General features: G+C 44.6%; 24 protein-coding genes. 23 read left to right on the forward strand and 1 reads right to left on the reverse strand.

The features are described from left to right. Positions 1-51: 51 nt before the first annotated feature. The 14 genes from parM (at position 52) to GZK95_RS21950 (ending at position 8,241) form a co-directional block, all read left to right on the forward strand. Positions 52-1,020 (forward strand): plasmid segregation protein ParM domain-containing protein, encoded by a 969-nt coding sequence (gene parM, locus GZK95_RS21885; RefSeq protein WP_075715028.1) that lies wholly within the window; start codon positions 52-54, stop codon positions 1,018-1,020. Then, entirely contained in the window at positions 1,013-1,393 is a 381-nt protein-coding gene (locus GZK95_RS21890; protein WP_075715030.1) for a hypothetical protein, read from the forward strand. Before parM ends, GZK95_RS21890 begins: the two co-directional genes overlap by 8 nt. Positions 1,394-1,410: 17 nt before the next feature. Continuing rightward, entirely contained in the window at positions 1,411-1,635 is a 225-nt protein-coding gene (locus GZK95_RS21895; RefSeq protein WP_139315061.1) for a ParE family toxin-like protein, read from the forward strand. Positions 1,636-1,726: 91 nt separating this feature from the next. Continuing rightward, entirely contained in the window at positions 1,727-2,014 is a 288-nt protein-coding gene (locus GZK95_RS21900; protein WP_075715032.1) for a helix-turn-helix domain-containing protein, read from the forward strand. 21 nt (positions 2,015-2,035) lie between these two features. Further along, a complete protein-coding gene (locus GZK95_RS21905) occupies positions 2,036-2,668 on the forward strand; it encodes an outer membrane beta-barrel protein (protein ID WP_075715034.1) in 633 nt (210 codons plus the stop codon). Positions 2,669-2,772: 104 nt separating this feature from the next. Then, positions 2,773-4,101: a 6-phospho-beta-glucosidase gene (locus tag GZK95_RS21910; RefSeq protein ID WP_075715036.1), complete on the forward strand. Its 1,329-nt coding sequence runs from the start codon at positions 2,773-2,775 to the stop codon at positions 4,099-4,101. Next, positions 4,101-4,871, forward strand: a complete 771-nt coding sequence (locus GZK95_RS21915) for a carbohydrate deacetylase (RefSeq protein WP_075715038.1) — start codon at positions 4,101-4,103, stop codon at positions 4,869-4,871. Before GZK95_RS21910 ends, GZK95_RS21915 begins: the two co-directional genes overlap by 1 nt. A gap of 1 nt (position 4,872) precedes the next feature. Continuing rightward, complete coding sequence (locus GZK95_RS22450) at positions 4,873-5,316, forward strand: type II secretion system protein (RefSeq protein WP_083626220.1); 444 nt, start codon at positions 4,873-4,875, stop codon at positions 5,314-5,316. Positions 5,317-5,382: 66 nt separating this feature from the next. Then, a complete protein-coding gene (locus GZK95_RS21925; RefSeq protein ID WP_075715042.1) occupies positions 5,383-5,637 on the forward strand; it encodes a hypothetical protein in 255 nt (84 codons plus the stop codon). 46 nt (positions 5,638-5,683) lie between these two features. Beyond that, positions 5,684-5,932: a hypothetical protein gene (locus GZK95_RS21930; RefSeq protein ID WP_075715045.1), complete on the forward strand. Its 249-nt coding sequence runs from the start codon at positions 5,684-5,686 to the stop codon at positions 5,930-5,932. Then, positions 5,919-6,644 (forward strand): hypothetical protein, encoded by a 726-nt coding sequence (locus GZK95_RS21935; RefSeq protein ID WP_075715047.1) that lies wholly within the window; start codon positions 5,919-5,921, stop codon positions 6,642-6,644. The genes GZK95_RS21930 and GZK95_RS21935 overlap by 14 nt, the downstream gene beginning before the upstream one ends. Before the next feature lie 31 nt (positions 6,645-6,675). Then, positions 6,676-7,011, forward strand: coding sequence for a hypothetical protein (locus GZK95_RS21940; protein WP_139315062.1), 336 nt, complete (start codon positions 6,676-6,678; stop codon positions 7,009-7,011). Beyond that, positions 6,993-7,238, forward strand: a complete 246-nt coding sequence (locus tag GZK95_RS21945; RefSeq protein ID WP_075715051.1) for a hypothetical protein — start codon at positions 6,993-6,995, stop codon at positions 7,236-7,238. Before GZK95_RS21940 ends, GZK95_RS21945 begins: the two co-directional genes overlap by 19 nt. A gap of 478 nt (positions 7,239-7,716) precedes the next feature. Beyond that, positions 7,717-8,241, forward strand: a complete 525-nt coding sequence (locus GZK95_RS21950; protein ID WP_161987243.1) for a tyrosine-type recombinase/integrase — start codon at positions 7,717-7,719, stop codon at positions 8,239-8,241. A gap of 88 nt (positions 8,242-8,329) precedes the next feature. Here GZK95_RS21950 and GZK95_RS21955 read toward each other — a convergent pair whose 3' ends face one another. After that, positions 8,330-9,247 (reverse strand): hypothetical protein, encoded by a 918-nt coding sequence (locus GZK95_RS21955; protein ID WP_075715053.1) that lies wholly within the window; start codon positions 9,245-9,247, stop codon positions 8,330-8,332. 1,300 nt (positions 9,248-10,547) lie between these two features. On the opposite strand from GZK95_RS21955, the gene GZK95_RS21960 reads away from it, so the two are divergent. From GZK95_RS21960 to GZK95_RS21995, 9 genes are all read left to right on the forward strand, one after another. Then, positions 10,548-13,118, forward strand: a complete 2,571-nt coding sequence (locus GZK95_RS21960; RefSeq protein WP_075715054.1) for a DNA-directed RNA polymerase — start codon at positions 10,548-10,550, stop codon at positions 13,116-13,118. Positions 13,119-13,135: 17 nt separating this feature from the next. Then, positions 13,136-13,765, forward strand: coding sequence for a hypothetical protein (locus GZK95_RS21965; RefSeq protein WP_075715055.1), 630 nt, complete (start codon positions 13,136-13,138; stop codon positions 13,763-13,765). Continuing rightward, positions 13,743-14,186 carry a RusA family crossover junction endodeoxyribonuclease gene (locus tag GZK95_RS21970; RefSeq protein WP_075715056.1) on the forward strand — a complete coding sequence of 148 codons (444 nt, stop codon included), beginning with the start codon at positions 13,743-13,745 and terminating at the stop codon, positions 14,184-14,186. Before GZK95_RS21965 ends, GZK95_RS21970 begins: the two co-directional genes overlap by 23 nt. Then, positions 14,174-14,440, forward strand: coding sequence for a hypothetical protein (locus GZK95_RS21975; protein WP_075715057.1), 267 nt, complete (start codon positions 14,174-14,176; stop codon positions 14,438-14,440). The genes GZK95_RS21970 and GZK95_RS21975 overlap by 13 nt, the downstream gene beginning before the upstream one ends. A 1-nt stretch (position 14,441) precedes the next feature. Then, complete coding sequence (locus GZK95_RS21980) at positions 14,442-14,837, forward strand: helix-turn-helix domain-containing protein (protein ID WP_075715058.1); 396 nt, start codon at positions 14,442-14,444, stop codon at positions 14,835-14,837. Between the two features lie 47 nt (positions 14,838-14,884). Then, positions 14,885-15,124, forward strand: a complete 240-nt coding sequence (locus tag GZK95_RS21985) for a hypothetical protein (RefSeq protein ID WP_075715059.1) — start codon at positions 14,885-14,887, stop codon at positions 15,122-15,124. Continuing rightward, complete coding sequence (locus GZK95_RS21990; protein ID WP_404817635.1) at positions 15,025-16,416, forward strand: DnaB-like helicase C-terminal domain-containing protein; 1,392 nt, start codon at positions 15,025-15,027, stop codon at positions 16,414-16,416. The genes GZK95_RS21985 and GZK95_RS21990 overlap by 100 nt, the downstream gene beginning before the upstream one ends. A 1-nt stretch (position 16,417) precedes the next feature. Further along, on the forward strand, positions 16,418-16,828 hold the full coding sequence (locus tag GZK95_RS22365; RefSeq protein WP_075714960.1) for a hypothetical protein: 411 nt from the start codon (positions 16,418-16,420) through the stop codon (positions 16,826-16,828). A gap of 81 nt (positions 16,829-16,909) precedes the next feature. Beyond that, positions 16,910-18,661, forward strand: coding sequence for a DNA polymerase (locus GZK95_RS21995; RefSeq protein ID WP_225623928.1), 1,752 nt, complete (start codon positions 16,910-16,912; stop codon positions 18,659-18,661). Positions 18,662-18,990 lie beyond the last annotated feature (329 nt).

An 18,990-nucleotide genomic window follows, 5' to 3' on the forward strand; every position in this document is an offset into this window, starting at 1 on the left:
ATCTTTTTGATATCAATACAATATCACCGTTGTTCAAGCTTGGAGAATATAATGACAACGAAAACCCCAACGAAAGTAGTAGTTGACGACGGCTCAACTCAGGCAAAGGTAGTCCATAAGCACGGCGGCAAGTGGAAAGGCTGTACGTGTATCACACGTGTTGTGCATGGTGCTCTAAACAAGGGCGTAGAGGTGCATCCTGCGGCTTACCTAGTAGGTAGTACCTCTTACACGGTACATGCTAGCGCAGCTAACCCAATGCCTAACCAATCCCTGCATTACCAAGTGAGTGAGTACAATGCGGTAGCGGTACATAACGCTCTTATTGAAGCAGGACTAGGCGGTGTTAAAGTTGACCTGGTGGTGACTCTACCAACTGCTGATTTCTACGGAGCGAACGGTGACGTTCTGGTTGAGAAGAAGAAAGAAAACCTTAAGAGTAAGGTTAGTAACTTGGCAGGACGTCCAACTGCTATCATCTCTAACGTATCTGTTTATCCAGAAGCAGTGCCTATCGTAGCAGAGGTTATCTTCTCGCCTGATGGTGAGTATGAGGAAGACTTTGAGGAAGACAGCCGTTTCCTAGTGATCGACATTGGCGGTACTACTACAGATATGGCAGTGGTTACAGGGTCACTTGATGTTGAGAACTACAAGTCTGTACGTCACGGTGTACTTGGCTTAATGACGGAAGCTGAACAAAATCTAATGAGAGCTAAGGGGCTTTCGACGATTGGTGACGCTTACATGCAGAAAGCAGTTAAGCAAGGCAGCGATGATCAAGATACACTAGACGCAATAGAGGCAGCTAGAGTAACCTTGCTTCAACACATCGTATCCAATACGGAGCAGCTAGCTCCTGAGTGGCGCACGTTTGACCGTGTTATCGTAGCAGGTGGCGGCTCTATCGTTCTTAAAGATAAGCTGCATGATTACTTCGGTGAGAAGTTTGAGACACCAAGCGAGCCAGTGGGCGCACTTGCTATCGGGGCTTACAAACTGGAAATGATGGATGAGTGACGGTGTAAAACAAATTAACGTACCTCTAGTCAACAGTAATGGTGATGTGGTTGAAACCACTATTAGGGACTATTACATGGGGGCTACGGGTTCTAAGCGTGAAGCTATTAAAGAGGCATTGAGAGCAGGGGTTATCCTTGCTCAACTGTCCCCAAAAGCTTTATTCTATATGAGCGCTTGCGCTAAGGCAGGGCAGGAAGTCACTGCTAAAGAGCTAATCGCTATACTTTCGGATGGTAAGGACTCTGTTCCTATCATCAAAGAGAGACAAGCAGAGACGGGCACAATGAGTTTTGATTCGCCTCTTGAAGAAGAGGATGCTGTAGAGGGACGGCAGAAGAGCAAAGCTAGAGTGAACTCTCTAAAGAAATAGGCTAAACAATCTAAAGAATGAATTTATCAGTAGTCGGGCGAGTGCCGTCAAACGTACACGCCTTGGCAACTGACGCCTTGAACGAGCTTGGAAACAACCTCCGAAAGGCTAACGTTATCAAGATGCGTGGCGGTAAGGCGCGAGTTATTCGCCTCTCTTACAATTACCGCATCTTGTTAGCTCCTAATAGTAAAACTTGGAAGTTAATGAGCCATGAACGGTACAACAAACTTGCCCGTTAATAGACGGTCATACTCAAACACCATCACGATCATCCTGCACTACAGGCTAATGAGCAAGTAGGGCAGTCAACGTTTATTATTAGGAAAAACAATGAACAACATTGACCTCGGCAAGGTGAGCTATGAGCATATAGTGGCACTCTTGGAGCTTATATCCTGCGAATATCGCATGAGAAGCGCAGCAGACAAACTTGGAATTCCTCAGCAGCAATTAGCTAGAAGAATTCGACGCTTAGAGGACGCACTCGATATGATACTAATAGTTAGGATGAATCGAGATGAGTTTGCTCTCACTGCTGACGGTACAAAAATGTTACCACCTCTGAAAAAGCTTTACATCGCATACCAAGCATTTTCAGAAGAAACTAAAAACCTTTAAGTAATATCATATAGGCTAAATATGAAAACTAAAATCGCAATGGCTGTGGCAGCAGCATCACTCGTGTCTTTTAACGCAGCAGCAGAGAAGAATAGCTACTGGTTACTAGGTGGAAGCAGCCAATCAGGTGAATATAGCTCAGGCGCAGGGACGCTAACACTTGGCTATGATTTTAACGAAACCCTAGCACTGGAAACTACAATCTCATTTGGTGGCGATGATCATCACTCTGAGACAGAAGTTGATAATCCAACTATCGCACCTCCTATTGCTGGATGGAAACCTACAGCACACACAACTTACGGTGCTATCAGCCGTGACATTTACACTCTTACCCCTGTAATTAAGCATGAACTCATTGATAACCTTACTGTTTTTGGTAAGGCAGGCTTAGCTTACGTTCAAAATGAAGTGCGTGTGACCAAAACATCACGAAACATGGCACTTAACATCAACAAAAGTGACACATTGCTACATGAGAAGAATGACTCATACGGTTACACATACGGTGTAGGCGTACAGTACGCAATCGAAGCCCAAAATGCTGACCTATTATTCCGTATTGCTTACGATGTAATCGACGGTGGCAAGCTTCTAGGTCATAGCCTTAAAGATACTCACGCAGCTACATTCCAATTTGGCGTTAAGTTCTAACGAGTTATAAAAAGGGGAATACATGTGTGCTGAAAAATGCCCTTTTTTCCTCCTTTTATTCTGTTAGTTTACCCACCGCAAGACAAATGTATTGAGGATAGGCTATGTCTAAAGAACATTTAAAAATTGCCGTCATAGGGGGCGGCTCAAGCTACACACCTGAGTTAATCGAGGGATTACTTACTCGTAAAGATGAGCTACCAGTCGGTGAGATTTGGCTAGTTGACATCGTTGAGGGTTACGAGAAAGTACAGGTGATCGCTAACCTAGCTAAGCGAATGATCAAAAAGGTAGGCTCAGAAGCTAAAGTGTATGCCACTCTTAATCGCAAAGAGGCATTACTTAACGCTGACTTTGTTTGCTCTCAGTTTCGTTCGGGCGGTCTTGAGGCACGTATTCGTGATGAAAAGATTGCTATTAAGTACGACATGATCGGACAAGAGACGAATGGACTAGGCGGTTTTACTAACGCTTGCCGTACTATTCCAATTGCTCTAGAGATTGCAGAAGAAATGGAAACGCTATGTCCTAACGCATGGCTTCTAAACTTCACTAATCCGTCAGGTATGGTTACTGAGGCAATCCTTAAGTACACGAAAGTTAAAGCTGTAGGCTTGTGTAACATTCCAGTCAACATGGAACGTGGCGCAGCTAACATGCTCGGTGTGCCTAAGAGCGAGCTTACAATGCAAATTGCAGGATTGAACCATTTCGTGTTTGCTACCAAAGCTATGCACAACGGGGAAGATCAACTGCCTCGCCTTATCCATGAAATGCTTAACGGCAATGATCAAATGACACCTAAAAACATTCCGCCATTTGACTGGCCAAGAGTGATTGTTGAGTCATTGGGCATCATTCCATGTGCGTACTTACGTTACTACTACATGAGCCGTGACATTATCGAAGAAGAGATACATGAGGCTAAGCGTGCGAACAATCGTGGCGAGGTAGTTAAGCGCATCGAAAAAGAAATTTTTGAGGTGTACAGCGATCCTAACCTAGATGTTAAGCCTGCAATTCTCGAAGAACGAGGTGGTGCTTACTACTCGGAAGCTGCATGTGAATTGATGAGTTCTATCCATAACGATAAGCGCACCATCATGCACGTTAACACGAGAAACAACGGTGCTATCCAAGGCTTACCTGATGATTGCGCTGTAGAAGTTAGCTCGATCATTACAAGCACTGAGATCATTCCGCTAAGTGTAGAGCCTTTTGCTCCTGACACTCTAGCTCTTATCCAATTAATGAAGCAGTTTGAAACTCTTACAGTCGAAGCGGCTGTAGAGGGTGACATTGCTAAAGCGTACCGTGCGCTAGTTCTTAATCCAATCGTTGACACCGGTTCACATTTGGATGAAGCGCTAGAAGAAACAGTGCGTGAAAACCTGCAATTCTTACCTCTATTCGCACACGTCTTGGAGAAGTGATGAAACTTATCGTTAACGCTGACGATTTCGGTCTTACCGTTAAAGTCAACGAGGCGATATGTAAAGCATTGGACGCAGGCATCGTTAAGTCTACAACCTTAATGATGAATCAACCTGCGACCAATCATGCTATTCGTCTCATCAAAGAGAAGAAGCTGCAAGATGTAGGGCTTCACTTGGTGTTCACTTCTGGTCGTCCTATCACGCCTATTAGTCAAGTTCCTGACCTAGTAGACGATGCAGGGATGTTCCTAGATAAATCAGTCCTTATGGCTAAAGAAACCCTGCCTCAAGATCAACTGCTTACTGAGTTTCGTGCTCAGTACCATGCAGCGCTTGAGGCAGGCGTGGATATTAACCACATCGACGGACACCATTTTGCTAACGCTTATCCAGCGCTCAAGCAGACATTCATTAAGTTTGCTAACGAGGTGCAACTGCCAGTACGACGCATTGATACAGTGCGTGGCGGTCAAGGACTTCTGAACGTTGTCACACCTGACGTATTTGACATTAGTTTCTACGACGATGGTGTGCGCATGGACAAGTTCAAGGCTGAGCTACTTCATTATAAGCGACAGTATCCTGATGGAATCGTTGAGTTCATGTGCCATCCTGGGCGACCTGACGACGAACAACTAAAGATGCTGTCTAGCTACACAACTAAACGCTTCCATGAGTTACGCATACTCACTGATTGCGATTTTCTTGAGTGGCTAATTGATAACGGTATAGAGCCTGTGGGCTACAACATATTTAATGGAAAGTAATATGAAACAAAAAGGTTTTACCTTAATCGAGCTTGTCGTAGTGATTGTTATCCTTGGTATCCTGTCCGTAACGGCTGCACCAAAGTTCTTGAACTTACAATCAGACGCTAAGATTTCAGCGCTGAAAGGTGCTAAGGGTGCTATCGAGGGCGCTAACGGTATTGTCTATGGTAAGGCTGTACTAGCAGGCATCGAGAATACTCATGGTCAAGTTGGCGATGAGTTGATTGATACTATTGGCGGTAACATCGTTATGACTAAAGACAACTTGTTGAAAGCCGTTAGTACCGATATGGAAATTAAAGAGTTTGAAGAATCCTCTGATAATGCCTCAGCGCTAGCGGTGTTCAATAAAGGACATGCGGACACTCAGTGTCTACTTCAAATTGTAAATGATCACGTAAACAAGCAGCTTCACTTCGAGTTAATTACAACTGAGTGCTAATGCGTATTAAGTGATTTATGTTAAACGGGGTGCATATTGGCGCCCCATTTTTGTAGAGAAAACAAGATGAATGATTTAGAAAAGCAATGCCGTGAAAGAGCGCTGAGAGTGGCTAAGGTTTTAGGCTTCATGGGTATCGCTTCCTTGTCAAAAAGGCATAATGATCAAGAGCTAAACAATGCAATGGATGAGAAAGTAAGAGAAGAAATATCTAAGCTTTCACCTGATGAACTTAATCTACTCAAGGACTCGATGCTAGAGTGGGAATTTGTGTGTAGAGATATCTTAAATTTTGTGAATCAGCGCGGAAGCACTGAGTAAAACAAACAGGCGTACCTTGTGCGCCTTTTATAGCTTAGGGGGCTATATGACATTTCAAGTAGGTATGTACACACCTCAAATTGAGGCTGTGAAACGAGCGCTTAAAGTGCTCAACGATAATATCGAAGTGGTTGAGAAACTCGACGAAAGCGCACCGGATAACGATGCTGTGCAAAGTTTTGTTGAGGCTTCATTGGACTTACACGTTAGATATCTAAACGATAACCTAACACACATTCTCGTTCTATATGCTGCTGCTAAGGCTGCGCAGGAGGGACAGAATGACATTGCTTAATCATAGAAACTCACTTGGTAATCGAGTTGAGCTAGCATCAAGGATACGCCCTTGTGACCTGACCGAGCTTAGAGCTTTGCTTCTGGATGAAAAAGGAAGACTACGCCCTGTCCCTGCTAAGGAACTTGAGTCTATACCGCACGATGAGTTGCAGTATTTCTGCCACATCTACGGGCTGTACTCAGTGCCTAGTATCGAGTTTATTGAGTGGCTTGAATTCCACATCGAGGACAAAGAGAAGTGCGTAGAGATAGCGGCAGGTAATGGCGTCTATGGTAGACATTTAGGTGTGACCATGACGGACAACTACATGCAGCATCCTAAGAACAGAGCAAAGTTTAGAAATGCTATCCAAGCATACGACAACGACAGTATCCCTCTTGTTCAGTATGGCGACGATGTTATTGAAGAGGACGGTAAGGAAGCTGTGCGCCTGCGTAAGGCTGAGACTGTCCTATGCGCTTGGGCTACTCATAGATATCAACGTACTAAGCATCACCTAGGCGGCAACATGTTCGGTATTGACTTCGAGTGGATAGCTAAGCGTAAGCACGTTAAGAAAATCATTCTTGTAGGTAACATCACTACGCATAAGAACAACCCTCTTATGGACTACCCACATGAAGAGCATGAGCTAACTGGCTATCTATTCTCACGTTCTTCATATCCTCAATTTGACCGAGTGTTTATTTGGAATGTGGCAGACGATTAAAGGCATCTTAGCTATTTACAAGAGGGAACTTATGTACGAGAGAAAACTGTACGAAAACCGAGTGCTCAATGATATTGATGTTGCCCACTTAACTGAGCGCTTACGCTTTGCTAAGAGTCAGCGATACATGAATTGGTTTTTCAGTCTGCTGATGATCGCCTTGGTGTTTAACCAATGCTACGAGGCGTACACGCTATGGGACAGAGCATGGTATTTCTCAGTGATTATATGGGCTGTCTGCATTGGCTGCATTTATGTGGGCTTCATGCACTTCAAGCTAAGTGAAAATCAAACTGAAAAAATCAAGATGTACCAAGGTTTTCTAGATAACAACCCAAGGGAACTGACATGCAAAACTCAGAAATAAAAACCCTATGGGCTTGGGTAGCCACTGAGTCGGACGGCACTGAGGGGATTATCGCAGGCATCATGCCTACCGGTATGACTCCCCTAGTAACTGGGAACCCTAAGCTGCTTCCTATCATGGAAAAACACGCAGCTAACGTAGCTCAGGTAACTGGACTAGAGGTAAAGCTAGTGAAGTTCTCAGGGGTGGAAGTCATTAATACACTTGGTAAAAAGACAACACACTAATCAGGGGGAGGCGCAAGCCTCCTTTTTTATACTTATGATCAAACTAAAAGAAAAAGGCTATCTTATAGCGGTCAATAAGAACGGTCTGAGGTTTCGCAGAATCTTTGACTGTAGCATTGATGAGGCACGTTTAATCGAGGCTGAATGTCGGGCGGCTTATGCCAGGGGCGACACCTATTCACCTCCTATAAAATCAATAGGTTGCAATAAGAAAGTCACACAAAAAGGTGAAATTACTCACCAAGAAGCCCTTAGAATCGCTTCAAAAGCCCTCCCCGACTACGTTATTAAACGTACCCAATCAACGCTCCGATCTCAGGGCGTACTCGATGAGCTAGTAGACACTCAACACTTCATCGACATTTACCAGTCCCTCTTTGGTAAGTACACCAACGCTACAATCAATAGCAAACTCACACCTCTTAAGAAGTATGCGCACTACCTAAAAGAGACGGGCCATGTAAACGAAGTTCCAGAAATGAAGCTTACGAACGCCTCTAGCTCCGATCGTAGACGTTACTTTAACGATGAAGAGAAAGAGCTAATGAGAGCAGGCTTAGCGGCTCAGGGGCAAGTGTTCTGCGATATGTTGGACTTCACGCTGCGTACTGGCTTGCGCTTCCCTAGTGAGCTTCTGAGCGTGTCTGAGAGAAACGTTAGAGGTGAAACGCTGCATGTGGTTGGTAAGCGAGGTAAATCACGTGTAGTGCCTCTTAGCGAGACTGCTAAACGCATCCTTGATGATTACCCTGAGGGCTTCAAGGTCACTGAGTATGAGTTCAGAGAGGCTTGGAAGCTTGTGCGTTCAGCTATGGGCTTGGAAGATGATCGAGAGTTTGTCCCACACGTGATGCGGCACACGTTCGCTACTGACCTAGTTGAGAAAGGCGGTGATTTGCTGGCGATACGTGACCTGCTAGGACATGATGATGTAAGGACTACGCAGATATACGCTAAGGTTACGGGGTCACACTTGAAAAGTACCATTGCTATCTTAGATTAGGCTTGGCATAATTGCCTTGTCGTTCTCCAAGCGGCAACAACTTAGGATAGCCCCATCCTTGGGGCTGTTTCTCTTCCCTGTTCCCTGTCTAATCAGGTCTAGTAGCTGCTTCTAGCTCTTCTAACTCTTTGCACTTGGCACACTCACCGGCTTTTGCATCCACCGGCTTTTCTTCGATGATGTAATCACCTATTAAATCGAGTAAGTGAGTTATCTTAGTGAACGGTAACTTGATGGTCATTTCCATATCGTGACCGATGCTTTGAGAAGTGCTTAAATTAATATAAGGGTCTTCCTTAGGTATTACTTTAGGCTCTTCCATATAGTCCTCTGTATCTTCCATATAAGGCGTTAAGTCTGGTATGGCAGGCTGAGTAATCTCAACCTCTTGGACAGGCTCAGGAGGCTGTACAGGGGCTTCCTGATGATGCTGTATCGCTCTTACCTGCTCTAGTTCCTTGTCAGTAACCGAATTATTACCATCCAAGCCAAGCTGTTTCTTAGCTAGCTGCTTTCTTTGGAAGTTCTGATTAGCTTGGTGAAGCGCAGCTTGCTCTGCGTTCATCTTAGTTGGCTTGTTCTTCTTCTGATCATCATAGTAAGCCTTGGCTCTTGCCTTGCCACATGGATCGCATGTGCCATAGTTGGCATGTTTGCGCTGCTTGTTGGTTATGTGGTGACAGTCAGGACACATGAATAGCTCACGATCCTCTTTAGTCATTTTGATCTCGCTGACACTTCCCTCTAGGAAGTAATACTTGCTTGTATTGTGGAGTGCTAGAGCGTTCTTCTCTGCTGCTTCTATAGCGCTACAGAACTCTTTGAGCATGTTATCTGGGTGTACGTCATTTTCTTCACAGTGCTGCGCAACGACACGATACAGAGATGTTTCAGCGTATCCATGCCTTTGAAGCTTATTGAAGACTCTGCGGTACTTCTGCGGATTTTTGAAGTGTTTAAGTACGCCTATATGTAAGGCTGCTATGTAGTCTTGTGTGCTTTCCATTTCATACCCCTAATACTCGATGGAAGTCGTGAGTAGCAAATTGTCGTGAGTCCCCATTATACATTTTGCGATCCTCTCTGTAGTAGGAAAAGCTAAAAGTATGAACCTAGTCACATTACCTTTCTTTAGGCAATAGGAGTCATATAGAGGCGAGTTTGTCGCCCCGCAAGGAATAACACTATCCTTATTCTAGGGGCTTCAACCAACCTCTTAACAACTACTGTTAGATGTGTAACACATTAGATATTCTAATCTCTACATGACTAGTAAATTGAAACTGAGTGAGAGAGTCAACGTACTAATCCACCTTTTAACTACTGGTGATCTCTTATCAGAGTGCCTTTGTTTCGGCACATAGGGTTTTAGCCTATGCGAGTTGTCTTCAAGTAACCTCTCCTAATGAGATTACCGTCAATCCACGATGAGCCAACACCGTCCCAAGCGTCCCAAGCACTACCAAGGGTAATTCCTGTCTGCTGCCAAGATTCCTCTACGGTCAGCTAGCATCCTGCTACAGGACATTACTTTTACGCTCTTGATTAATTTCAAATGTTTAATAAAGCTGCAAATTCAAATGCAGACATTCGACAATTTCTACTCTGTTTATAAGTTCACTAAACTTACGTGCGCCTCGACGCAGTGCATTTGGATAACGCTTTGCCCTAGTATCTGACTTGTTGGCATAGGTATTCAAATTTTACCGCTACACGGTCACACCAATAGTGCTGACACTCTCTGCTCAAGCCCATGTACCCTGTTCAATTCGATACACGTCAAGTGTTTAGGGACGCTGACGGCTATTTGCACCTCATCGTCACTTGAGCTAAGACTAATTGTTTTTGGACGCTAGAATTTTATGGCTATGCGTCGTTCACGGTGTCAGTGGTGAACTGAGACAAAGCACGAAAGAAAGGAAAGCAGCACATTTGCTACTTTTTACACTCATAAGAGTTGAAGAAGAATTTGGAAAGGCTTATAATATAGGCTGAACAATATGACATTGATCACGCTTTTGGTGCTCTGTCTCGTTTGCCTTAGTTATTAGATACGCTACCAACGCATCTTTTAGTAAGTCTTTCCAGTCATCATCCTTGGCACTCCAGTTAGTGTAAAAAGTAGTCAGTGTTGACAATCTTATTTTTCGGGGCTTTGCCTCACGTGCACACATAATACCCTAGATCGAACACGGAGATCAACTAAATGATCATGTTCTCAGGTCTAGGGTTTATTTTTATCTGTACCTTTACAAATCTGTAAATGACATTTATGGTGTTACTTCAACAATCTGATGGAGTAGATCATGCGTGTTTATACAAAGCATCTAGAAAGCACACCTAACTCATTGATTAATCAGCAAATTTCCCTAGAAACCTTAGGCGTTACTATGGGGCAGCAACGTGCATTAAAGGCAATGGGACGCCTTGAGCACTTGGGGCAAGTTGATAATACATCTTATGGGCGCTCACTTGCTGACTTAGCGATAAAAAAAGTAACAGAGCAAATTAATCGTGATTTAAACGAAGACGCAGGTAAAGCAGGAAAAGGGCGAAAAGCACTAAAATTAATTCGTTTAATTAATGCGTCAGAAAGTGTTGCAATGATTGCCGTTAGGGGAGCAATGTCATGTATTACTCGAAAAACACGCACTATTTCAGTTATTAGACGTATCGGGAAGAACGTCGAGGATGAGTTAATCGCACGTGCTTTACGTGATAAAGACGATCAACTGTACACATATCTCATGGAAGCGGTGAGCCGTCGAAGCGAATACCGTTACAAACGTCGAGTTATGATGAACATGATCGACAACAACGAGGTACGTGTAAGCCCTTGGGACAGCGCTGATGTTGTCCAAGTTGGAACATATCTGCTGCATGTTATCTGCACGGCTACTGGCTTTTTTGAACGTGATATTATGTCCAACCAGTCAGAGTACCTAGTGCCTACCCCTATGCTTATCGAGCGTATCGACAAGCACAAAGAGTTTCTTTCTACTCTATACCCTGTTTGCTTCCCTATGGTTGTGCGCCCTCGCCCTTGGAAAAAAGGCATGGTGCATGGTGGCGGCTACATCACTGACGCTCTGCCTAAGATACCGTTCATTAAGTCCAAGGATGAGAACGATGCCAATGCAGCGATTAACCATGACTTCCCCGTTGTAATTGCAGCAGTCAACGCAGCGCAGGATACCAAGTGGCGTATTCGTAAGCCTATGCTAGACGTGATCATGCGTATCTTGGAGTCAGGACACTCTCACGGAATCCTTAAAGAGTTCAGTGAAATGCCCTCACCTGCTATGCCTGATTGGGGCTTCCAACATTCTGCTGACCGTAAGGCAGTTAAGAAAGCAATTGAGGCAGGAGAGAAGCCACACTTAAGCGCTCAGTACATTAAGCGTGAGAATGAGTTCACCTTGTGGAAGAAGCAAGTAGTTGCGGTGAAAGAGTCTAACGTCAACGCACGTAGCCAACGTTCACGCATCACTTGCATCATGGATATCGCCTGCAAGATGAATCACTTTGATCATTTCTTCATTCCGCACCAAGTTGATTTTCGTGGGCGTGTCTACCCTATTTCGATTATGAGTCCTCAAGGCGAAGACTACGTTAAGAGTCTGATGGAATTCGCTGAGGGCGAGGAAATAGGCAAAGAGGGTATCTATTGGCTTAAGCATCATACGTCTAATGTGTGGGGCAACGACAAGGATACTCTAGGGGGTCGTCAGTCGTGGACGGACGCTAACATGCCTATGATACTGGCTTGCGCAGAGTCGCCATTTGATAATCGTCAGTGGATGGATGCTGATGAACCTTTTCAATTCCTCGCTGCATGTTTTGAATGGCAGGGTGTAATGAGAAATGGTGAGAAGCACGTCACACATATTTCAATTAATTTTGACGGTACGTGTTCTGGTTTGCAGAATCTAGGCATGGCACTCCGTTGTGAGCACACTGCCAAAGCTGTAAACCTCATCCCTCAGGAACTACCGTCAGATATTTATCAGATGGTAGCGGATAAGGTTACTGGTGTGCTGAAAGGAGAAGTGCATACCTGCCAGTATGCGCAAAAGTGGTTGTCATTTGTCGGGAACAATATCAATCGAAAGGTCGTTAAGCGTCAAGCCATGACGTTTTCCTATGGTAGTAAGGTGTATGGTTTCACAGACCAAATCCTTGAGGATACCATACGTCCAAGGAAGGACGAACTCCGCCATGCGGTCAGAAAGGGTATAAAGTCTCAACAGGAGTTCCATGATCAATGGTACTTCGACAATGATCGCAAAGCTGCTAGATATTTAGCCTCTCATATCTACGATGCGGTGTGTGAGTGCGTCCTGCTTCCTGCTCAAGCGATGGAGTGGTTGCAGGAGTGCGCTCGCATTATTGTCAAAAATAATGTGCCCGTTGAATGGGTAACTCCCCTGGGCTTTCCAGTCAAACAACGTTACTACAAGCTTAACCGTAAGCGCATTGACACAGCGCTGCACGGCACACGCTACCAGTATTCCTACGTCGAACGTAACAAAGAGATTAACAAGACCACTCAAGCTAATGGTATCTCTCCTAACGTTGTTCACTCTCTCGATGCGTCTCACCTGTCCCTGACCGTGTACAACTGTCTACGTGAGGGAATTAAATCGTTCATGTTAGTGCATGACTCGTTCGGCACTCTTCCGTCCAAGGCAGGAAAGCTATTCCGTATCATCCGTGAGTCATTCGTTGAGCTATACAGCCGTGACGTTCTACAGGAACTATACGAGCAGTTTGTTTTCCAAGCAGGCAAGAAGCTTGCGGCTAAGCTACCTCGCCCACCAAAGCAGGGAAATCTGGACATTAACGTAACTCTAGACGCCCCCTATTCTTTCTCCTAACTTCTGAATGTCCTCACGTGGAGACTGAACCAAATGAGGACAATTTAATCTCTAAGAAAAACTATAAGACATACACAACGCCCACATGCACACTTAAGTACCCTTGGCTCAACGAGGCTGACACTAAGTTTAACGCAGAGGGCGTTTACCACACTCAATTCATCTTATCTGCCGAAGAAGCTGAACCCCTAATCAAGCTAGTAGAAGATGCACAAGCTGACAAAGTAGAAGAAGTGCAGGCAGAGAAAGGTAAGAAGCCACGCCTAGAAGAACTACCATTCGAGCGCAATGAAGACGGTACAGTAACTTTTCGTTGTAAGCAGAAAGCTACAGGTAAGTCTCGACTAACAGGTAAACCAATCGAATTCAAAGTAGCACTGTTTGATGCGCATGGTTGTGCCATTGCTGAGCCTCCAATTATTCGAGGTGGCACGAAAGCATGTATTGCCCTTGAGGTAGTCCCTTACTTTGTGCAGAAAGCAGGCGTGACTCTACGCCCACGTGCAGTACAAATCATTGAGCTATCCCAAGGTGGCGGTGATGCTGACTCATTCGGCTTTGGTAAGCAGGATGGTTTCACTCAAGAAGTGCCAGCATCTAAGCCAATGAACAAGGAAGACGACGATGAAGAGTTCAACGAATGGTGATTGGGTCACTGTTCGCTTGAAGCCTCTCAGCGTTAACGAGGCGTATTTCGGTAGTAAGACTAAGACAGCACGCTACCGAAAGTATGAAGATGCAATGCGCCTCTGCTTGCCTGATATGGACATTCCCGACGGCAAGCTTGCCCTGCAAGTAGAAGTAACCTACGCACGTGCTAGCTCAGATATAGACAACTTCTTAAAGGCTTTCATTGATTGCCTACAGAAGCGCTATGAGTTCAACGATAACCGTATCTACAAGCTGCGTGTTATCAAGCATGTTGACAAGGACGATGTAGGTATTCGCTTCAAGCTTACACATTACCCCGACTCCCACGCCCCCTCTGATGGTGTTTGCACTTGTGCCCTCGCCTACATGGAAAAATCAGAGTTAGAAGAAATCAAGGAAGAACTATGCGACAAGTAACTGACAAGATCATTGTCTACACGTCAGATGATCCTAAAGGTTGCCATGTGTTTATTGATTCAAAAGGTCACACCGAAAACTTTCGTTTTGATAACGAGAGAGGATACAGAGACGTAGAGCATGATGAGACAAGTTACTACGTCTGCCTAGAACCTACCGATGAACCAGAAGCAACCGCTAAGTCTCTGCACTACACGCTATTCCGCTTAATGGAAAAGTACCCTCACGCAGAAGTAATTACTGAAAAGGATTGAAATGAACCTCAAAGGACAGAAAGAAATTGTAATCAAGCACGTTAAAGAGCACGGTGAAATCGACGCCTTAACTGCAATCATGGAATACGGAATTACTCGCCTAGGTGGACGAGTGCATGAGCTACAAGATAGTGAACATGCTCTACGTGCCTACCCTCATCCTGACTTACCTCATCCTTGGGTTATTTACCGTCCTAATTGGGATATGCGCAAGGAAGCCGTGCTGCGCCATTGGGCTATTACCACTGCACCTCGCAAGCCTTTATTAAATATGACCATGACTGAGCTAGAGAATCACATTCGTAAGCTTACCAGTCGTTCATTTGACTTAGCGAATAAGTTGGCTGCAATGCAGGAGGAAATGACGCATCACAGAAACATCTTGCCTACGGCATGAGTCCTGCCCTCAGTGTGGCAGCAAAGATAACTTAGGGAGATATAGCGATGGACATGGTTACTGTTTCGGTTGTGGGTACTACGAAAGATCAGAAGAGCAACAAGGAATTGAAGAACCTCATCGAGGATATGCAGAAAGTGGCTCTTGGCTCAGTGGCAGTTACTCCACACTTCAAAGCAGAGGCATACTGCAATCAACATGTGAACGTTTCAATTACAAAGTCGGTTTCTGGAACAACGGTGAGCCTGTTCATATCGCCGAAGCAAGGGACGCTAACGGACAACTAAGAGCACAGAAAGTACGCCTAGTTAAAGAAAAGGATTTTCGAGTAATAGGCGACTTATCCAATGTGCTTATCGGAATGAACCTCTGGCGAGGTGGCAAGAAGCTAATCGTTACAGAGGGCGAATTAGATATGCTGAGTGTTGGTCAGTTACTTGATCGAACGCCAGTAGTATCACTACCTAACGGGGTGTCTAGCGCCAAGCGTGTACTCATGGCAAACATGGACTGGCTACTAGGCTTTGATGAAATCATCCTCTTCTTCGATAACGACGACAAGGGACGTGAAGCCGTTGAAGAGTGTGTACGTCTTTTCCCTCCCAAGCGTGTGCTTATAGCTGAGCTAGCTAACTATAAAGATGCAAATGAAGCTCTCATGGCAGGCGCAGGACGTGACGTGATGATTGCCGTATGGGAGGCGAAGCACTACAAGCCACAAGGTTTATTTAGTGGACTAGAAGTGCTCGAACGTGGCGATGAGCCTATTACCCAAGGATGGGAAACCCCCTACCCCTCACTCACTCACCTTAGCTATGGAATTAAACCAGGCGATCTGGTTTGCATTGGTGCTGGCACTGGCTGCGGTAAGACGCACCTAATGAAGATGATGGCTGCTCACATGATCAAACATCATGGATTAACAGTAGCCACTCTGTTTCTAGAAGAGCCTCAGCTAATGAAAACCATCGACTCGATAGCCGGTATCATCGACGGTGTTGATTACCTCAACCCTCACCTAAAACTTACCGATGAGCAAAAGGTACAGAAAGACGAAACCAAGCGTTTAGTCGCCTCTCACCTCGTTCTCTACAAAGTTGATGCCTCTGCTGAGCCTGATGAAATCCTATTAGTCATGCGCCACATGAAAGCCAGTGGCGCAGAGGTGATCTTCTTTGACCACGTTACTTACGTTCTTGATGGTATCGCAGGAGACAATGAGGTTAAGGCGCTTAAGCTTCTCATGCGCAACCTAAACACTCTGGCCAAGGAATTAAACTTTGCTCTCGTTTATGCCAGTCAGTTAAGGAAAACAGACGGTAGCCGTGCGCAGAGTGAACGTGGTGGCTTCTTTGGTCTTGATGATTTTCATGGAGGAAAGTCTAACGTGCAGTATGCAAGCTTAGTGCTTGGCGTAGTACGTGACCAAGCGAGTGACGATAAGGACTTAAATACTCTCTTCATTTTGAAGTGCCGAGATAACGGCAATGCTACAGGACAGAGTATTGAGTTGAGGTATCAGCCAGATACCACAAGGAAAATAGAGGTTAATCCTCTCGATGAAATTTATAAGGAATAAAATGAAAAAGATATTTTCAAAAACGGATTTCGAGAAAATTGTAGCTAGAAATAGCTTAGGTCACTACATAGATACGACTAACTACACCATCACAGACGATGTTCCTACAACTGACTCTACAACTCTAGCTTTTTATATAGAAGCTTTAGATAAGGGACGTGCCGTGTCAGGTGGTGTTATTCAAGATGTATATGTATCAGGTGCAGGATACCGTGTTACTGACCGTAGGTTTGGCATGTCAGTAGTAAAAGGTTTTAGTGTCGATATCACCATTAAAGTTAAAAAAGATACAGGCGGTGATGAGCATAGAAAATATTCACTATATGCGGTGGACGGTAAATTAGCTGTAGATGAAAAACCAATTAAATTTAACCTATTTGATTACACTGTAGAAACCACGCAAGAGGTGTAATCAATAAGACTAGCTTTTGATATTGAGGCTAATGGACTCTTGCCTACCGTTAGCCGCATCTTTTGCGTCTGCGCTATCGACGTGGACACAGGCAAAGAATACAGCTTTCCACCTTGGCAAACTCAAGATGCCATTAGCTTCCTATCACAGGCTACTCAACTAATCGCCCACAACGGCATCAACTACGATATCCCTGCTGTCCTTAAGTGTACTGGTCGTCAACTAGACGTGACCAAGTGCTTAGACACGCTTGTATGTAGTCGTTTGATGTGGGCGAACATAACAGATATTGATTTTAGCCTCCGCAGGAAGCGAGGTGATGCCTACCCTCTTGAGTCAAAACTCATAGGCTCTCATGGTCTTAAAGCTTGGGGTCAACGCCTAGGCTTTCACAAGGACTCTTTCGGTGAAGAAACTGATTGGCAGACAGCCGAATACACGCCAGAAATGCTCGAATATTGTATGCAGGACGTGCGTGTAACAGTCGAGTTATTCCGAAAGGTTGAAGCGAAGAAGTACCCTAGCAAGTCGGTACTATTGGAACATCAAGCAGCTATCTTGCTGTCTCAAATGGAGAGGAACGGTTTTCACTTTGACGTCAAAGGAGCGCAAAAGCTTTACATTGATTTAAGTGAGAAAAAGCATGAAATACATACTAAATTGGTTCAAGAATTTGGTGCTTGGTATGTGTCACAAGGACAAGCCAACCCGAAGCGCTCGATCAACTACAAAGACAAAACCCGTGCAAGTGTCACGCAGGGCGCAGCTTATACAAGAGTTAAGCGAGTCGAGTTTAACCCCGCAAGTCGTGACCACATCGCAAAGATACTCACCGCAGATGGGTGGAAGCCGCAAGAATTTACAGAGTCGGGAAAACCGAAGCTTGACGAGACAACGCTTGCATCAATCAACCATCCACGAGCAGGACTTCTTGCCGAATACTTCCTACTCCAAAAGCGTCTCGGACAGCTCCACGATGGACAGCACGGCTGGCTCAAGTGCGTCAATGAACACGGAGTAATACATGGAAGTATCAACCCCAACGGTGCAGTCACAGGACGATGCACTCACTCACGCCCTAACATCGCTCAAGTGCCGTCTGTCAGGGCTGCTTACGGTGCTCAGTGTAGAGAACTATTTACCGTGCCTAGCAATTGGTATCTATTGGGTACTGATGCTTCTGGCTTGGAACTCAGGTGCTTAGCTCACTACCTATATGAATGGGACGGTGGCGCATACGCTGACATTATCCTTAATGGTGATATCCATGTAGCTAACCAAAAGGCTGCGAACCTAGATACACGTGATGAAGCTAAACGATTTATCTACTGCTATCTCTATGGTGGTGGTGACTGGCTAGTAGGCTCGCTCATTGCTCCTGATGCGACTACTGAGGAACAAGAGCTAATAGGACGCAAGGTTAAACGTCAGTTCCTTAAAGGGATGCCTGCCCTGCGTGAACTCAAGAAATGGGTGAAGACGCAAGCTGATCGAGGTTATTTAACTGGTCTAGACGGGCGCCAAATTCACGTAAGAAGCGCACACAGTGCTCTCAATGCTCTACTTCAATCTTGTGGTGCTCTCATTTGTAAACACTGGATTATTGAAACTGACAGGCTATGCAGGGAAGCTGGCTTGTTACATGGCCAAGATTACAAACTCTGCGCCTACGTTCACGATGAGCAGCAAATTGCGTGTAGAACAAAAGAAATTGCACAGAGAGTGGGTGAATTTGCTAATAAGGCAATTAGAAATACAGAGAAGTATTTTAAAATAAATATGCCTTTAGATAGTGATTTTAATATTGGTAGGACGTGGAAGGATACACACTAAAATATTTAATAGCTTCTATGAAAAACGAATTAGAAAAATAGAAATCGAGTTAAAAGAACTTGAGGAAATTAATTTGTTAACGTTCGACGTGAAAGAGTTCTTAAAAAGAATGAGTCGAATAAATTATTTAAAAAAAAGAGAAAGAGCAGTATTTAAGTGCTATTCGATAATTGCTATAATGCCTCTAGGCTAAATCGAGGTATTTCAATGAAAATCAGACCATATCACATCATTATCGCTCTACTTGTGCTAAATTTCATCACCATTTGTTTAGGGTTTGCTACAGTGCATGAAAAGTTAGATACCCTTTGGTATATTAATTTAGCTTA

The organism is Vibrio panuliri, assembly GCF_009938205.1.
Taxonomy (GTDB): domain Bacteria; phylum Pseudomonadota; class Gammaproteobacteria; order Enterobacterales; family Vibrionaceae; genus Vibrio; species Vibrio panuliri.

Coding starts and splice junctions, on each gene's coding strand:
- GZK95_RS21955 (WP_075715053.1), bottom strand. CDS start 9,247: ATGGAAAGCACACAAGACTACATAGCAGCCTTACATATAGGCGTACTT.
- GZK95_RS22450 (WP_083626220.1), top strand. CDS start 4,873: ATGAAACAAAAAGGTTTTACCTTAATCGAGCTTGTCGTAGTGATTGTT.
- GZK95_RS21980 (WP_075715058.1), top strand. CDS start 14,442: ATGAACCTCAAAGGACAGAAAGAAATTGTAATCAAGCACGTTAAAGAG.
- parM (WP_075715028.1), top strand. CDS start 52: ATGACAACGAAAACCCCAACGAAAGTAGTAGTTGACGACGGCTCAACT.
- GZK95_RS22365 (WP_075714960.1), top strand. CDS start 16,418: ATGAAAAAGATATTTTCAAAAACGGATTTCGAGAAAATTGTAGCTAGA.
- GZK95_RS21960 (WP_075715054.1), top strand. CDS start 10,548: ATGCGTGTTTATACAAAGCATCTAGAAAGCACACCTAACTCATTGATT.
- GZK95_RS21970 (WP_075715056.1), top strand. CDS start 13,743: ATGAAGAGTTCAACGAATGGTGATTGGGTCACTGTTCGCTTGAAGCCT.
- GZK95_RS21910 (WP_075715036.1), top strand. CDS start 2,773: ATGTCTAAAGAACATTTAAAAATTGCCGTCATAGGGGGCGGCTCAAGC.
- GZK95_RS21900 (WP_075715032.1), top strand. CDS start 1,727: ATGAACAACATTGACCTCGGCAAGGTGAGCTATGAGCATATAGTGGCA.
- GZK95_RS21915 (WP_075715038.1), top strand. CDS start 4,101: ATGAAACTTATCGTTAACGCTGACGATTTCGGTCTTACCGTTAAAGTC.
- GZK95_RS21975 (WP_075715057.1), top strand. CDS start 14,174: ATGCGACAAGTAACTGACAAGATCATTGTCTACACGTCAGATGATCCT.
- GZK95_RS21935 (WP_075715047.1), top strand. CDS start 5,919: ATGACATTGCTTAATCATAGAAACTCACTTGGTAATCGAGTTGAGCTA.
- GZK95_RS21930 (WP_075715045.1), top strand. CDS start 5,684: ATGACATTTCAAGTAGGTATGTACACACCTCAAATTGAGGCTGTGAAA.
- GZK95_RS21895 (WP_139315061.1), top strand. CDS start 1,411: ATGAATTTATCAGTAGTCGGGCGAGTGCCGTCAAACGTACACGCCTTG.
- GZK95_RS21890 (WP_075715030.1), top strand. CDS start 1,013: ATGAGTGACGGTGTAAAACAAATTAACGTACCTCTAGTCAACAGTAAT.
- GZK95_RS21950 (WP_161987243.1), top strand. CDS start 7,717: ATGAAGCTTACGAACGCCTCTAGCTCCGATCGTAGACGTTACTTTAAC.
- GZK95_RS21940 (WP_139315062.1), top strand. CDS start 6,676: ATGTACGAGAGAAAACTGTACGAAAACCGAGTGCTCAATGATATTGAT.
- GZK95_RS21925 (WP_075715042.1), top strand. CDS start 5,383: ATGAATGATTTAGAAAAGCAATGCCGTGAAAGAGCGCTGAGAGTGGCT.
- GZK95_RS21905 (WP_075715034.1), top strand. CDS start 2,036: ATGAAAACTAAAATCGCAATGGCTGTGGCAGCAGCATCACTCGTGTCT.
- GZK95_RS21985 (WP_075715059.1), top strand. CDS start 14,885: ATGGACATGGTTACTGTTTCGGTTGTGGGTACTACGAAAGATCAGAAG.
- GZK95_RS21945 (WP_075715051.1), top strand. CDS start 6,993: ATGCAAAACTCAGAAATAAAAACCCTATGGGCTTGGGTAGCCACTGAG.